This is a genomic window from Shinella curvata, assembly GCF_022899935.1.
Taxonomy (GTDB): Bacteria; Pseudomonadota; Alphaproteobacteria; order Rhizobiales; family Rhizobiaceae; genus Shinella; species Shinella curvata.
On the sequence record NZ_JALJCJ010000004.1, the window covers coordinates 665,995 to 680,558 of the forward strand.

The window sequence follows — 14,564 nt, forward strand, 5'->3', positions numbered from 1 at the left end:
TGATGCCAGGCAGACCGATCGCGCGGGCGCGGACGCGTTCCATGCCGCTGGCCCTTGCCATGCTCGGCCTTATGCTTGTTGCTCTTTCCATCACCAGCTTGATGCTGGGCGCGCGGCCCATTGCGCTCTCTGCGGTGCGCGATGCCTTCCTGCACTACGATCCCGGCATGACGGACCACATCGTCGTGCGTCAGTACCGCTTGCCCAGAACCATTCTGTGTCTTCTCTGCGGGGCGGCCTTCGGTACGGCCGGCGCGCTGATCCAGGCCTCCACGCGAAACCCTCTGGCCGATCCCGGCATTCTCGGCGTCAATGCCGGCGCGGCCTTTGCCGTCATTCTGGCCGTCGGCGTGTTTTCCTTCGCCTCGATCACCGCCTATGTCTGGTTCGCGCTTGCCGGTGCCGCCATGGCCGGCCTGCTCGTCTACACGATCGGCGCCAGCGCCGGCGGCGCGACGCCCGTGAGGCTGCTTCTGTCCGGCGTGGCGATTTCGGCCGTTCTCGGTGGTATCGGCTCATCCGTGACGCTGCTCGATCCCCAGGCCTTCGACAGCCTGCGTCACTGGCAGGTGGGCACGGTCGCCGGACGCAACCTCGCCGTCGCCGCGACTGTAGCGCCGTTCATCATGGCCGGCCTGCTGCTTGCCTTGATCGCCGCGCCCGCGCTGAACGCCGCGGCACTGGGCGACGACACGGCGCGGGCGCTCGGATTGAACCTGTCCAGCCTGCGCATCACCGTTATCCTCTCGGTGACGCTGCTGGCCGGTGCTGCAACCGCCGCAACCGGCCCGATCAGCTTCATCGGCCTGATGATGCCCTATGCCGCTCGCTGGATCGCCGGATCGGATCAACGGCGGATCATTCCGCTGACGATGCTCTGTTCGGTCAATCTTCTCCTGGCTGCCGATATTGCCGGCAGGCTCATCATCTATCCGGACGAACTCGATGCCGGCATCGTTGTGGCGTTTCTCGGCGCACCGGTTCTCATCATGCTGGCACGCAGCGCAAGGACGAAGACCCTTTGAAAGCGCTGATCCATCGCGTCCCGCGGCACGGCCGCGATGCCGGCCGGCAGGTCTCCTTCCGTATACGGACGCGGACGCTGGCCGTGTGCCTTGCACTCGCAGCGCTGCTTCTCGTACTCGCATTTCTTTCGTTGACGGCGGGACGCTTCGACACCGGCATGACGGATGTCTTCAACGCGCTGTCCGGGCAGGCGACCGGCAAGACCAGGATGATCATTCTCGAATGGCGTTTGCCCCGCATGCTGCTCGCGATGCTCCTCGGCGCCGCCCTCGGCCTTGGCGGCGCAATCTTTCAATCGTTGACACGCAATCCTCTGGGCTCGCCCGACATCATCGGCTTCGCCGCGGGTTCGCATACGGGCGCGCTGGTGGTGCTGCTGCTGTTTTCAGGCGGATATTATGCGACGGCGTTCGGCGCGCTCGGCGGCGGTATCGTCACGGCGCTGTTGGTCTATCTGCTTGCCGGCACGACCGGCCAGCAAGGCTTCCGTCTGATCGTCGTGGGGATCGGCACATCCGCCATGCTTTCGGCCTTCAATGCCTGGCTGATCCAGAAGGCGGATCTGGAAATGGCGATGGGCGCGGCATTCTGGGCCGCCGGATCGCTGAACGGACTGGGCTTCGAGCAGCTCCGCCCCGCCACCGCCCTGTTTTGCCTGCTTTGCCTTCCCGTCGCTGCCCTCGCTCGCCCGCTGCGCCAGATGGAGCTGGGGGATGACGCAGCCCTTGCCTCCGGCGTCACCGTGCGCCGCACGCGCGGCCTGCTGATGCTGCTCGGCGTTGCGCTGACGGCGCTCGCCACCGCAACGGCCGGGCCGATCTCCTTCATTGCGCTCTGTGCCCCGCAGATCGCGCGGCGTCTCGTCGGTGCTTCGAGCGTCGGGCTTTTCACCCCCGCCCTTACCGGCGCGGTCCTGCTGGTCCTGGCCGACGCGGCGGCCCAACATGCCTTCGGGCGCCAGCTCCCCGTCGGTATCATGACGATCAGCGTCGGCGGCCTTTATCTCCTGTGGCTTCTTATCCGCGAAGGTCGGCGATGACGGACAATCAGCAATCGCAGCTCGAAGCACAATCGGTGACGCTGGGCTACGGCGGTCACATCGTGACCTGCCGGGACCTCACGCTTGCCATACCCCCGGGCTCCTTCACGGTCGTCGTCGGGCCCAATGCCTGCGGCAAGTCGACCCTGCTGCGCGCCATGGCAAGGCTGCTCGTTCCGAACGAAGGGCAAGTCGTGCTTAACGGGCAGGATATCAACCGCCTGAAAACGCGTGATGTCGCCCGCCGCCTCGGGCTTTTGCCGCAGACCTCCACCGCACCCGAGGGGATTTCCGTGGCGGAGCTCGTGGTCCGTGGCCGCTACCCGCATCAATCGTTTCTGCGGCAGTGGTCGGCGGCGGACGAGGAAGCCGTGCGTTCCGCCATCGCAGCGACGAACATCGCCGACTTTTCCGACCGACCGGTGGATACGCTTTCAGGCGGCCAGCGCCAACGTGCCTGGGTCGCGATGGCGCTGGCGCAGGAAACACCGATCCTGCTCCTCGATGAGCCAACGACTTTCCTCGATATCGCCCATCAGATCGACCTCATGGATCTGCTCGAAAGGCTGAACCGGCAGGGGCGGACGATCGTCGCCGTGCTGCACGACCTCAACCAGGCCGCCCGCTACGCCTCGCATCTCGTGGCTATGAAAGATGGGAAAGTCATCGCGGAAGGTCATCCCGGAGATGTCGTTACGCAGGAGATGGTCAAAGCCATCTTCGATATCACCTGCGTCGTCATCGACGATCCGGTCACCGGCCTTCCGATGGTTGTGCCGGCGAAAAATGCCCACGCTGAGCCATAGAGAAAAATGACCGCACGAATGTAGGTGACTGGCCGCCCTCACAAGATACTGATTTTGCCTCCACAATGTTCCAAAATAGAATGCCGCCCTTCTCGGTGCGACTGCCTTGACGCCGAGCGGGGTCCACGAGGAACCACCAATCGCCGACAAAGCGAAAACAAGAAGAACTTGTCTAAGCCTGCCAATTTCTTCGTTTAAGCCGATGGCGTCCGCAGGCATCCTCTGACTTGCCTCATGAGGATCGTGTGATGACGAAAGCACTAGTCACGGGGGCGACGCGTGCTCCTGGACGCGCGATCGCCACTTCGCTTGCAAGGGAAGGCTGGGAAGTACACGCGCTTGGCCGGGATCGTCTCGCGCTGGACGAGATGCGCGGCGAGTACGGTATCGTTCCGCTGGCAATGGACCTCACGGATCGTGAATATGTCCGCACCGTTGCCGAAGGGCTTGAGCCCGATGTTCTCGTCCACGCAGCCTTTCGCTGGCCGGAGGAGACGCAGTTTCTGCGGCTTGCCGAAGCTGACATCGACATGGCTCTCGAAGTCAACCTGTCTGCCATGCTACACATCACGCGGGCCATCCTCCCCGCGATGATCGAGCGCGGCCGCGGTGCCTGCGTGATGTTATCCGTCGATTATGCTGAAGCGAACAGTGCTATCGAACGGGCCGCCGCAGGTGCGCTCGACGGCTTTGCGCGCGCCCTTGCCGAAGAAGTTCAGCACACTGGGGTTTTTGTTCACCGCCTCGCCGTGGGGCAACCGCCGTATCGACGGTTGGGATCCGACGTTCTGACGCTGTTGTCGGCGTCCGGTTTCCGTTCTCAATTCATCAAAAATCAGGAACATGGCTATGGAACGTAATGGAGGGCAGCTGCTCGTCGAGTGCCTCTTGTCGCTGGGGGCGAAGAAGAGCTTCGGTGTGCCCGGGGAAAGTTATCTCGCGGTGCTCGATGCGCTGCATGACACCGCAGGACGCCTGGACTATGTTCTCTGCCGCAACGAAGGCGGCGCCGCCTTCATGGCCGCAGCCTATGGCAAGCTCACCGGCTCGCCAGGCATCTGTTTCGTCACCCGCGGCCCCGGCGCCACCAATGCCTCGATCGGCGTGCATACCGCCTTGCAGGATTCCGCGCCGGTGATCCTGTTTGTCGGTCAGGTCGGGACCGACATGAAAGGGCGGGAGGCCTTCCAGGAACTGGACTACAAGGCCGTCTTCGGGACCATGGCCAAATGGGCCGTCGAGATCGATCAGGTCGAGCGCATTCCGGAAATCCTTTCCCGTGCCTGGACGTTGGCGGTTTCCGGCCGTCCCGGCCCGGTTGTGATCGCGCTGCCGGAGGATATGCTGACCTCGCTCACGGTTGCCGCGCCACTTTCCGGCCCGGTCGAGATCGCCGAGCCCGCGCCAACGGCTGAGGTGATGCAGCGTCTGCACGGGATACTGGAATGCGCAAAGCGTCCCGTCATTCTCTATGGCGGCTGCAACTGGGCCAATGGGTCGATGGGCGCCGTCCGGCATTTTGCCGAGGCGTCCGATATCCCGGTCGTATCCGTCTTCCGCTATCAGGATCAATACGACAACGCCTCGCCGACTTTCTGCGGCGAAGCCGGTGTGGGCATGGTCGCTTCGGTCAAGGAATTGTTACGCGACGCTGACGTCATCCTCGCGATCAACAACCGCTTCGGGGAAAATTCCACGGACGGCTACACGCTGTTCGACGTGCCGCAGCCGCGCCAGCAGATCATCCATGTCCATGGGTCGGATCTGGAGATCGGCAAGGTCTATCGTCCCACGCTCGGCATTCATGCCGGCCCGAATGCGTTTGCGGAGGCTCTCGGCGCGCTCGAGCCCGTCAAGGGCGGTTGGGCTGAATGGCGAGCCAAGGGACGGGCCGCGTACGAAAAGGGCTTCGATCTCCCGGACCTGCCTTCGCCGGTCGATATGGGAAAGGTCATGGCGCTTCTAAACGACGTGCTGCCTGACGATGTGATCCTGACCAATGGCGCGGGCAATTTCACCGTCTGGCCGAACAAGTTCTTCAAATTCGGACCGAAAGCGCGGCTGCTTGCCCCGCAATCCGGCGCGATGGGCTATGGCGTTCCGGCGGCCGTGGCCGCCAAGGTCGCCCATCCCGAGCGCACTGTCGTCTGCTTCGCCGGCGACGGCGACTTCCAGATGAACTGCCAGGAACTGGCCACCGCCCTCCAGCATGGGGCGCAGCCGATCATCCTGCTGCTCAACAACGGCATCTACGGCACGATCCGCGCCCACCAGGAACGGCATTATCCGGAGCGCGTCTCCGGCACCACGATGATCAATCCGGATTTCGTGGCCCTGGCGAAGTCTTACGGCTTCCATGCCGAGCGGGTGGAAACCACGGATGACTTCGCCGCCGCCTTCGAGCGGGCGCGGGCATCGAAGACCGGCGCCCTTCTCGATCTCGACATTTCACCCGAGGCGTTGACCCCGCGCCAGACGCTGAGCCAAATGCGCGAGGCCGCTCTTTCTGCAAAGGAAACCGCATGACACAGCGTCACGACATCCGCCTTGGCGCCGATATCGGCGGCACCTTTACCGACATCGCGCTCGATGTGCGCGGCAAGCTCTTTTCGACGAAGGTGCTGACCAACTATTCGGCACCGGAACAGGCGATCCTCGACGGTATCGACATCGTCGTGCGGGATGCCGGCATCGCGCCCAGGGATATCGACATCGTCATCCACGGCACGACGCTCGCCACCAACGCGCTCATCGAGCGCCGTGGTGCCCGCACTGCCCTTATCACCACCGAAGGGTTCCGCGATGTCATCGAGATGCGCACGGAAAACCGCTTCGAACAATACGACCTCAGCCTCGTGCTGCCGAAGCCGCTGATCCCGCGCGAGGATCGGTTTCCGGTCAAGGGCCGTATCGATGCGCAGGGCAGGGAACTGCAAGCGCTCGACGAGGCGGCGCTGGAAACCCTGGCGGATGTCATCGCCGAGCGCGGCTTCGGGGCCGTCGCCATCGGCTTCATCCATTCCTACATGAACCCGGCGCACGAGCAGCGCGCCCGCGAAATCCTCTCGAGGAAACTCGCAATCCCGATCTCCATCTCGTCGGAGGTCTCGCCGCAGATGCGCGAATTCGAGCGCTTCAACACGGTTTGTGCCAATGCCTATGTGCGCCCGCAGATGGCCGACTACCTGTCGCGCCTGCAGGTGCGGCTGAAGGAAATGGGCGCGCAATGCCCTGTCTTCATGATCCATTCCGGCGGCGGCCTCATCTCGGTCGAGACGGCCTCCGAATTCCCGGTCCGTCTCGTGGAGTCGGGACCTGCGGGCGGAGCGATCTTCGCAGCCGATATCGCCCGCCGCTTCAGCCTTGATCGCGTCGTCTCCTATGACATGGGCGGTACGACGGCGAAGATCTGCCTCATCGAGGATTACCAGCCCCATACCGCGCGCACCTTCGAGGTCGCCCGCACCTATCGTTTCTGCAAGGGCTCGGGCATGCCGATCTCCATTCCCGTCATCGAGATGATCGAGATCGGCGCGGGCGGCGGCTCTATCGCCTGGGTCGATGCCATGGGCCGCATCCAGGCCGGCCCGGAATCGGCGGCCTCCGAACCGGGGCCGGCCTGCTACCAGCGCGGCGGCGAGCGGCCGGCGATTACCGACGCGGACCTCGTGCTCGGGAAGCTCGATCCGGATAATTTCGCCGGCGGCAAGATCAGGCTTTCGGTCGAAAACGCCAGCGCGGCGATCGCGCGCGATGTCGGTGACCGGCTGAAGCTTGCCACCGAGGCCGCCGCCTTCGGCATCGTCGAGGTGGTGGATGAGAACATGGCCAATGCGGCCCGCGTCCATGCGGTCGAGAACGGCAAGAACATTTCCGACAACATCATGATCGCCTTCGGCGGTGCTGCACCTCTACATGCCGCCCGGCTCTGCGAAAAGCTCGGTGTGGACCAGTGCCTCATTCCGCAGGGGGCGGGTGTGGGCTCAGCCATCGGCTTTCTCAAGGCGCCGTTCGGCTATGAGGCTTTGGCCTCGAAGATCATGGGCCTGTCGAAATTCGATGCCGGCGCGATCAACACCATGCTCGACGACCTCAAGGCGACGGCCGAAGGCTTCGTGCGCGCCGGAACGGATGGCGAGATCATCCGCGAGATCACCGCCTTCATGCGCTATGCAGGGCAGGGTTGGGAAATTCCGGTGGCATTGCCCGACCGCGCCTTCACGCAGGCGGACACGGCAATGATCGAGGCGGCCTTCAAGGAGCGTTACGCCCAGTTCTTTGGCCGCGCCGTGGAGGGGCCGGAAATCGAATTCGTCACCTGGTCGGTTAAAGCACAGGATGTGCGCCCAGAGGGTGAGCGCCTCACGCTTCAGCTGGATGGTGGTGTTGTGCCTGCGCCCGTCAGCCGGGCGGTCTTCGATCCCGCTTCCGGCAAGACGCTGGAAACGGCCATCGTGCCGCGCGAGACGCTTTCTCCGGGTGCGCGGGTGACTGGTCCCGCTGTCATCGTCGAGCGGGAAACCTCCACCATCGTCACGTCGCCGTTCGATGCCGTCATCCAGATCGACGGTACCATTCTCCTCGTGCGCAAGGGACGCTGATCATGAGCGATATCAATGAAATCCGCATGCAGGTCATGTGGAACCGCCTGATTTCGGTGGTGGAGGAACAGGCTCTGACGCTGCTGCGCACGGCCTTCTCCACCTCCGTCCGCGAAGCGGGCGATCTTTCGGCTGGCGTCTACAACGCCAAGGGCGAGATGCTGGCACAGGCCGTCACCGGCACGCCCGGTCACGTCAACACAATGGCCGAGGCCGTCTTGCACTTCATTGCAGAAATCCCGCGCGAAGACATGTATCCGGGCGATACCTACGTCACCAACGATCCGTGGAAGGGCACCGGCCACCTGCACGACATCACCATGGTCTCGCCTTCCTTCAAGGGCGAGGAGCTGATCGGCTTCTTCGCCTGCACGGCGCATGTGGTGGATGTCGGTGGACGCGGTTTCGGGGCGGACGGCAAGTCGGTCTATGAAGAAGGCATCCAGATCCCGATCATGAAGTTCGCCGAGCGCGGCACGGTGAACAAGGACCTGCTGAAAATCCTGCGCATCAATGTGCGCGAGCCGAACCAGGTGATCGGCGACTTCTACTCGCTCGCCGCCTGCAACGACGTCGGCCACAAGCGGCTGATCGAGATGCTGGATGAGGTCGGCTATGACAATCTCGACACGCTCGGCGATTTCATTCTGTCGCGCACGCACGCGGCGACCATGGAGCGCATCGCCGGCCTGCCCAAGGGGTCCTGGACGAACGATATGCTGACGGACGGCTATGATGTGCCGATCCGTCTCGCGGCCGAGGTCTCGATCACCGAGAGTGGCGTCAATGTCGATTTCTCCGGCACGGATGGTGTAAGCCGCTGGGGCATCAACGTGCCGCTGATCTACACCAAGGCCTATGCCTGCTATGCGCTGAAATGCGTGGTCGCGCCCGATATTCCGAACAATTCGGCCTCTCTCGCCGTCTTCAACGTTTCCTCGCCCACGAACATTCTCAATGCCCCGCGGCCGGCCCCGGTTTCGGTGCGCCATGTCATCGGCCACATGGTGCCGGACCTCGTTCTCGGCGCGCTGGCCAAGGCGCTGCCGGGCCAGATTCTTGCGGAAGGGGCTGCCGCCCTTTGGAACATCCATATTTCGGCCCGTCCGGTTGCTGGCTTGTCCGGCCGCCGCGCCGAGGTGCTGATGTTCAATTCGGGTGGCATGGGTGCGCGGCCCGGCATCGACGGTCTGTCTTCGACGGCCTTCCCGTCGGGCGTCCACACCATGCCGATCGAGGCGACCGAGCATACCGGTCCCATCGTCGTCTGGCGCAAGGAGCTGCGCCCCGATTCCGGCGGTGCTGGCAAGTATCGCGGCGGTCTCGGCCAGATCATCGAGATCGCGCCCGCCGAAGGCCATGAGTTCGACTTCTCGGCAATGTTCGACCGCATCGCGACGCCGGCTCGCGGCCGCGATGGCGGCGAAGACGGCGCACCCGGCTCGGCAACGCTCGATGACGGCACCAAACTGCGGCCGAAGGGCTGGCAGCATGTACCGGCGGGACGACGGCTCGTGCTGGAGTTGCCAGGCGGTGGCGGGTTTGGCAACCCGGCCGAGCGCCCGGCCGAAGCCAGGGCCGAAGACCTGTCCAAGGGTTATGTGACGGAGAAAAAATGATGAGCCACATTGCCAGCCGCCTTTCCGCCGTCAAACCCTCGGCTTCAATGGCCGTCTCGCAGGCCGCCAAGGACTTGGCGGCAACGGGCGTCGACGTGATCGACCTCGGTCTCGGCGAGCCAGATTTCCCCGCACCCGCCCACATCACCGAAGCCGCCTTCGCGGCGGCACGTAAGGAGCGCATGCTCTACACCGCCTCGCTCGGCACGGTGGACCTGCGCAAGGCCATCGTCGCCAAGTTCCGCACCGAAAACGGCCTCGACTACGCGATCGACGAGATCGCGGTCGCCAATGGCGCCAAGCAGATCATCTTCAACGCGCTGATGGCGACGGTGGAGGCGGGCGACGAGGCGATCCTGCCCGCGCCGTACTTCGTCTCCTATCCGGAAATGGTGAAGCTCTTCGGTGGCGTGCCGGTCATGCCTGCCTGCCCGGCGGAGAATGGCTTTCACCTGACACCCGAGGTGCTGGAAGCGGCGCTTACGGAAAAAACCCGCTGGCTGTTCCTCAATATGCCGGGCAATCCCTCCGGCGCGGTCTATACCGAAATGCAGCTCAAGGCGCTGGGCGCGGTGCTCGCGAAGTATCCGAAGGTGATGATCCTGTCGGATGAGATCTACGAGCACATCCTTTTCGACGGGCGCAAATTCGTCTCCTTCGGTGCGGCCTGCCCGGAACTTCGGGATCGCTCGTTGATCGTCAACGGCATGTCCAAGGCCTATGCCATGACCGGCTGGCGCGTCGGTTATGCTGCCGGCCCGAAGGACCTGATCAAGGCGATGGCGACGATCCAGAGCCAGTCCTGCACCTCCGTTTCCGCCCCGGCGCAGATTGCCGCCAAGGCAGCGCTGGAGGGACCGCAGGATTGCGTCGCCGAATTCCGCACGGCGTTCGAGCGCCGCCGCGATCTCGTGGTCGAGGGCATTACGAAGATCAATGCGCTGAGCCTCGATCCGCCGGAAGGGGCCTTTTACGCCTATATCGGCTGCGCCGCGCTGATCGGCGCGAAAACCGCTGCTGGCCAGACGCTGGAAGACGATGTCGCCGTCGCGAAATATCTTCTCGACGAGGGTCATGTGGCGGCGGTTCCCGGCACGGCTTACGGCCTGTCGCCCTTCTTTCGCATTTCCACGGCAACCTCCGAGGAGGTGCTGTCGGAGGCGGTGAAGCGCATCGGCGCTGCCATCGCCAAACTCGAATTCTGATTGGAACGAAGAATGTCCAAACCCTACAAGACCATTCTGATCACGGGTGCGGCAGGCCGTCTCGGCACGGAACTGCGCCGGGGCCTTGCGCCGCTGGCCGACCGGCTGCGTCTGGCGGATGTCGCGGAAATCAAAGACCTCCAGCCGAATGAGGAGGCGATGGTCTTTGACCTCGCCGACGAGGCAGCGGTGACGAAGGCGGTCGAGGGCGTCGATGCCATCGTGCATTTCGGCGGCGTGCCGCTGGAACGCCCCTGGGAAGATATCCTCGATGCCAATATCCGTGGCAGCTACCACATTTACGAGGCCGCGCGGAAACATGGCGTCAAGCGCGTGGTCTATGCCTCGTCTGTCCACGCAATCGGCTACCAAACGCTGGAGGCCCATATCGATACGGACGCCCCGGTGCGACCGGACAGCCTCTACGGCGTCTCCAAGTGCTTCGTCGAGGCGCTGAGCCGCTTCTACTGGGACAAGTTCGGGCTGGAGAGCGTGTGCCTGCGCATCTTCTCTTCGTTCCCGGAGCCGGCGGATCGGCGCATGCTCTGGTCCTGGCTGTCCTTCGAGGATTGCACCCGCCTGGTGACGGCCAGCCTGACGGCGCCGCGCGTCGGCCACACGATCAGCTTCGGCCTCTCCGACAATGCCGTCAAACCCGTCGACAATGGCAAAGCCGGCCATCTCGGCTATGTCCCGCAGGACAATACCGAGCGTTTCCGCGCCAAGGTTGAGGCGGAAAAGCCGCCGGTCGATCCGAAGGCGCCGTCCACTCTCTATCTCGGCGGATGGTTCGTCGATATCGGCCATCCCAACGATGAGGCATCGAAATGAAAGACCGGTATGACGTCGTCATCGTCGGCGGCGCGGTGATCGGCTCCGCCGTCGCCTATTACCTAGCGGCCAATCCCGATTTCGACGGTTCCGTGCTCGTGATCGAGCGTGATCCGACCTATCTCACGGCGGCCACATCGCTCTCGTCCTCCTCGATCCGCACGCAGTTTTCCAATCCGATCAATGTCAGGATCAGCCAGTACGGCTCCGAGGTCATCCGCAATTTCGGCGAGATGATGCAGGTCGGCGACGACAGGCCCGATCTCGGCTTCCATTCCGGCGGCTACCTGTTCCTCGCCAACACGCCGGAGCAGGTGCGGGTCCTCAAGGAGAACCACGAGGCGCAGGTCTCCTGCCGCGCCGATGTCGTGCTCTGGAACCGTGACGAACTGGCCAACGCCTTTCCGCATCTCAATGTGGCGGATATCGAATTGGCCTCCTACGGCCGCTCCGGTGAAGGCTGGTTCAACAATACCGGCCTGATGTACGGCTTCAAGAACAAGGCCCGCTCGCTCGGCGTCGACTATGTCACGGATGAAGCCGTGGCTATCGGCCGCGAGGGCGATGCCGTGACGTCGGTGACGTTGAAGTCCGGCGCTGTCGTCAAGGCTGGCACGATCGTCAACGCGTCCGGCCCCCGTGCGGCGCTCACGGCCCGCATGGCCGGCCTCGACATCCCGGTCGAGCCGCGCAAACGCACCCTGTTCGTCTTCGATTGCGCTCAGACGCCGGAAGGAAGCGCGACCGTCAATCAGGGACGGTTGCCGCTGATGATCGATCCATCCGGCGTGTTCTGCCGGCCCGAAGGCCGCTTCTTCCTCACGGGCTGCCCGCCGGTGGAAGACCCGGCAGCCGACTGGGACGATTTCGAGCCGCGCTATGAGGAGTTCGAGGAAATCATCTGGCCGGCGCTGGCCGAGCGCTCGCCCCGGTTCGAGGCGATCAAGGTGGTGAACCAATGGGCAGGGCACTACGACTTCAACACGCTCGACCATAATCTGGTCGTCGGTCGCCATCCGGTGGTGCGCAACTTCGTCTTCGCCAACGGTTTTTCCGGCCACGGCCTGCAACAGGGGCCGGCGACAGGACGGGGCGTGTCCGAGTTGATCACCTACGGCGAATATCGCACACTGGATCTGACGGAGGTCGGCTACGAGCGGATCGTGGAAAACCGGCCCTTCCTCGAAAAAGCCGTGATATAACCGCGACCGGCTGCGTCGGCTGTATCTGATGGTCCCTGCGGGAGGGGTGAATTGGCTGGACAACACACACGGCTTCCCCCTCTCAATGCGTTGCGCGCATTCTGGGCGGTCATGCGACAGGGCACGTTCCGCAGCGCGGCTGACGAACTGCTCGTCACGCCGCAGGCCATCAGCCAGCAGATCAAGCTGCTGGAAGATACCCTGCATGTGCCGCTGTTCGAGCGGAAGGCGCGGGTCATCGAGCCGACGGAGCATGCGATCATCCTCTCGCATTTCGTTCAGGCAGGTTTTGACGAGTTCACCGAAGGCATCCGCCGCGTTACCAATTCGACCTACCGCAACCGCATCAACATCAATGTCAGTCCGTATTTCGCCACGCGCTACCTGATGGAGCGGCTGGAGCGTTTTCGCCAGCGCATGCCCGGTGCCGATATCCGCCTGACGACGATGGTCAACGTGCGCGATTTCGCGGCCGACGAAGTGGATGTGTCCATCCAGTGGGGCTTCGGCAACTGGAAGGAATATGACGTAAAACTCTTGATGCATGATCCGAAGATCATCTGTTGCTCGCCGGAACTGGCCAAGCAGATCTCTTCACCTACCGACCTCGGCCGCATGACGCTTCTCCATCCCGTCATGGCGCGCGATCTCTGGCGCAAGGTGCTGGCGCATCTCGGCCTGCCTTCGCTGGAAATGGCCGGCGAGATTGAATTCCAGGATGCCGCGACGATGCGCCGGGGCAGCATCTCCGGCATCGGCGTCGGGCTCGTATCGAAGCTCGATGCGCTGGCCGACATCAAAGCCGGCGCGCTCGTCGCGCCTCTCGGCATCGAGATTCTCGAAACGATGGACAAGAAGGATGTCCCCGGCTTCTACCTTGTTGTTCCCCGCGCCCATAAGCGGGTGAAGATCATCTCCGCCTTTTGTGACTGGATTGCCGCCGAACAGTGGTGAGGCGCTTGCCGCTCCAGATATTCTCTCCGAAATCAGTGGTCCGTTTTCACACGGCCGTCGGATCCAGCGGTCGCGCTCGTCGCGCCAGCTGATGCTCGCGCCAGATGGTGAAAAGGCCGGCGCCGACGACGATGATCGCGCCGGCGATCATGTTGAGCGTGACGATCTCCCCGAACAGCCAGACGGCAAAAATGACGTTGAGAACGAGCTGGAAATAGGTGACGGGCTGGACTTCGGCCGCCGGCAGCAGGCCATAGGCGCGGATCAGGAAATAGTGGCTGAGGGTGCCGCAGATGCAGAGCGCGGCAAGGGCGAACCAGTCGGAAGGCTCCACCTCAGTCCAGTAGAACGGACCGATCAGCGAGATCGCCACGGCCCCGGCAATGCCGGCATAGAAGAGACTGGTCACGGCCGAATCCTCGCGGCTCACCGCGCGCGTGGCGATGCTGTAGAGCGCAAAGAGCACGGATGCCCCGAGGGGGAGAAGCAGCGACAGGTCGAAGTGGACATCCACAGGATTGATGATCACCAGAACGCCAAGCAGGCCCACCAGCACGGCGGTTCCGCGTCGCCATCCGACGGCCTCGCCGAGCAGCGGAATCGAGAGGATGGTGATAATCAGCGGCGTTGCCTGAAAGATCGACTGGCTCATGGCAAGGCCGGCATGCACGTAAGAAAAGACGATGAGCACGATTTCCGCGACGAGCAGCAGGCCTCTGGCGATCTGCAGCCATGGGCGACCCGTACGGACGGCCTTGCGGATGCCGCCCGGCGACGAGGCGGCGAAAGCGCAGACGAAAAGCGCGAAGGCCCAGAAGCGGATCATCGTTATGAACAGCGCCGGATAATGATCGCCGAGATATTTGGTGATCGCATCCTGGCCGGCAAAAATGCAGATGGCCAGGAAGGCGAAGAGATAACCGCGGGTCTTGGGGCTCATGGCATCCACACACTTAGAATCATTATGCAAGCCAATAGCACAAGGGTGAGCGCGTGAATGGACGATGTCCGTGTCGGCATCGTGAAGGCGCGCGCAGCCGCCTCCCGCCATGCCACTTAAAGCGCCTTCTGCAATTCCGGCAGCGCTTCGAACAGGTCCGCGACGAGGCCGTAGTCGGCGACCTGGAAGATCGGCGCCTCCTCGTCCTTGTTGATCGCCACGATCACCTTCGAGTCCTTCATGCCGGCGAGATGCTGGATCGCACCCGAGATGCCGCAGGCGATGTAGAGCTGCGGCGCGACCACCTTGCCCGTCTGACCAACCTGCCAGTCGTTCGGCGC

13 protein-coding genes are annotated in these 14,564 nt (G+C 63.5%); 11 read left to right on the forward strand and 2 right to left on the reverse strand.

Features of this window, described 5'->3' with window-relative positions; all coding sequences use genetic code 11:
* Positions 1-41 precede the first annotated feature (41 nt).
* The 11 genes from MUU55_RS18060 (at position 42) to MUU55_RS18110 (ending at position 13,283) form a co-directional block, all read left to right on the forward strand.
* On the forward strand, positions 42-1,025 hold the full coding sequence (locus MUU55_RS18060) for a FecCD family ABC transporter permease (RefSeq protein ID WP_244762134.1): 984 nt from the start codon (positions 42-44) through the stop codon (positions 1,023-1,025).
* Positions 1,022-2,065 carry a FecCD family ABC transporter permease gene (locus MUU55_RS18065; protein WP_244762135.1) on the forward strand — a complete coding sequence of 348 codons (1,044 nt, stop codon included), beginning with the start codon at positions 1,022-1,024 and terminating at the stop codon, positions 2,063-2,065. Before MUU55_RS18060 ends, MUU55_RS18065 begins: the two co-directional genes overlap by 4 nt.
* Positions 2,062-2,871 (forward strand): ABC transporter ATP-binding protein, encoded by an 810-nt coding sequence (locus tag MUU55_RS18070; protein WP_244762136.1) that lies wholly within the window; start codon positions 2,062-2,064, stop codon positions 2,869-2,871. The genes MUU55_RS18065 and MUU55_RS18070 overlap by 4 nt, the downstream gene beginning before the upstream one ends.
* A gap of 248 nt (positions 2,872-3,119) precedes the next feature.
* Complete coding sequence (locus MUU55_RS18075; protein ID WP_244762137.1) at positions 3,120-3,731, forward strand: SDR family NAD(P)-dependent oxidoreductase; 612 nt, start codon at positions 3,120-3,122, stop codon at positions 3,729-3,731.
* On the forward strand, positions 3,721-5,397 hold the full coding sequence (locus tag MUU55_RS18080) for a thiamine pyrophosphate-dependent enzyme (RefSeq protein ID WP_244762138.1): 1,677 nt from the start codon (positions 3,721-3,723) through the stop codon (positions 5,395-5,397). The genes MUU55_RS18075 and MUU55_RS18080 overlap by 11 nt, the downstream gene beginning before the upstream one ends.
* The gene (locus tag MUU55_RS18085) at positions 5,394-7,472 is read left to right on the forward strand and encodes a hydantoinase/oxoprolinase family protein (RefSeq protein WP_244762139.1); all 2,079 of its coding nucleotides are present in this window, start codon (positions 5,394-5,396) and stop codon (positions 7,470-7,472) included. Before MUU55_RS18080 ends, MUU55_RS18085 begins: the two co-directional genes overlap by 4 nt.
* A gap of 2 nt (positions 7,473-7,474) precedes the next feature.
* Complete coding sequence (locus MUU55_RS18090) at positions 7,475-9,091, forward strand: hydantoinase B/oxoprolinase family protein (RefSeq protein WP_244762140.1); 1,617 nt, start codon at positions 7,475-7,477, stop codon at positions 9,089-9,091.
* Positions 9,091-10,296 (forward strand): pyridoxal phosphate-dependent aminotransferase, encoded by a 1,206-nt coding sequence (locus tag MUU55_RS18095; RefSeq protein ID WP_244762177.1) that lies wholly within the window; start codon positions 9,091-9,093, stop codon positions 10,294-10,296. Before MUU55_RS18090 ends, MUU55_RS18095 begins: the two co-directional genes overlap by 1 nt.
* 12 nt (positions 10,297-10,308) lie before the next feature.
* Complete coding sequence (locus MUU55_RS18100) at positions 10,309-11,127, forward strand: NAD-dependent epimerase/dehydratase family protein (protein WP_244762141.1); 819 nt, start codon at positions 10,309-10,311, stop codon at positions 11,125-11,127.
* Positions 11,124-12,329, forward strand: a complete 1,206-nt coding sequence (locus MUU55_RS18105) for an NAD(P)/FAD-dependent oxidoreductase (RefSeq protein ID WP_244762142.1) — start codon at positions 11,124-11,126, stop codon at positions 12,327-12,329. Before MUU55_RS18100 ends, MUU55_RS18105 begins: the two co-directional genes overlap by 4 nt.
* 51 nt (positions 12,330-12,380) lie before the next feature.
* Complete coding sequence (locus MUU55_RS18110; RefSeq protein WP_244762143.1) at positions 12,381-13,283, forward strand: LysR substrate-binding domain-containing protein; 903 nt, start codon at positions 12,381-12,383, stop codon at positions 13,281-13,283.
* A 46-nt stretch (positions 13,284-13,329) separates the two neighbouring features.
* On the opposite strand, the gene MUU55_RS18115 is transcribed toward MUU55_RS18110, so the two are convergent.
* Positions 13,330-14,223 (reverse strand): DMT family transporter, encoded by an 894-nt coding sequence (locus MUU55_RS18115; RefSeq protein ID WP_244762144.1) that lies wholly within the window; start codon positions 14,221-14,223, stop codon positions 13,330-13,332.
* Positions 14,224-14,339: 116 nt separating this feature from the next.
* Positions 14,340-14,564 (reverse strand): electron transfer flavoprotein subunit alpha/FixB family protein (locus MUU55_RS18120; RefSeq protein WP_244762145.1); only part of this gene is annotated, 225 nt, incomplete at its 5' end.

Coding starts and splice junctions, on each gene's coding strand:
- MUU55_RS18080 (WP_244762138.1), top strand. CDS start 3,721: ATGGAACGTAATGGAGGGCAGCTGCTCGTCGAGTGCCTCTTGTCGCTG.
- MUU55_RS18105 (WP_244762142.1), top strand. CDS start 11,124: ATGAAAGACCGGTATGACGTCGTCATCGTCGGCGGCGCGGTGATCGGC.
- MUU55_RS18060 (WP_244762134.1), top strand. CDS start 42: ATGCCGCTGGCCCTTGCCATGCTCGGCCTTATGCTTGTTGCTCTTTCC.
- MUU55_RS18070 (WP_244762136.1), top strand. CDS start 2,062: ATGACGGACAATCAGCAATCGCAGCTCGAAGCACAATCGGTGACGCTG.
- MUU55_RS18090 (WP_244762140.1), top strand. CDS start 7,475: ATGAGCGATATCAATGAAATCCGCATGCAGGTCATGTGGAACCGCCTG.
- MUU55_RS18075 (WP_244762137.1), top strand. CDS start 3,120: ATGACGAAAGCACTAGTCACGGGGGCGACGCGTGCTCCTGGACGCGCG.
- MUU55_RS18100 (WP_244762141.1), top strand. CDS start 10,309: ATGTCCAAACCCTACAAGACCATTCTGATCACGGGTGCGGCAGGCCGT.
- MUU55_RS18115 (WP_244762144.1), bottom strand. CDS start 14,223: ATGAGCCCCAAGACCCGCGGTTATCTCTTCGCCTTCCTGGCCATCTGC.
- MUU55_RS18095 (WP_244762177.1), top strand. CDS start 9,091: ATGAGCCACATTGCCAGCCGCCTTTCCGCCGTCAAACCCTCGGCTTCA.
- MUU55_RS18085 (WP_244762139.1), top strand. CDS start 5,394: ATGACACAGCGTCACGACATCCGCCTTGGCGCCGATATCGGCGGCACC.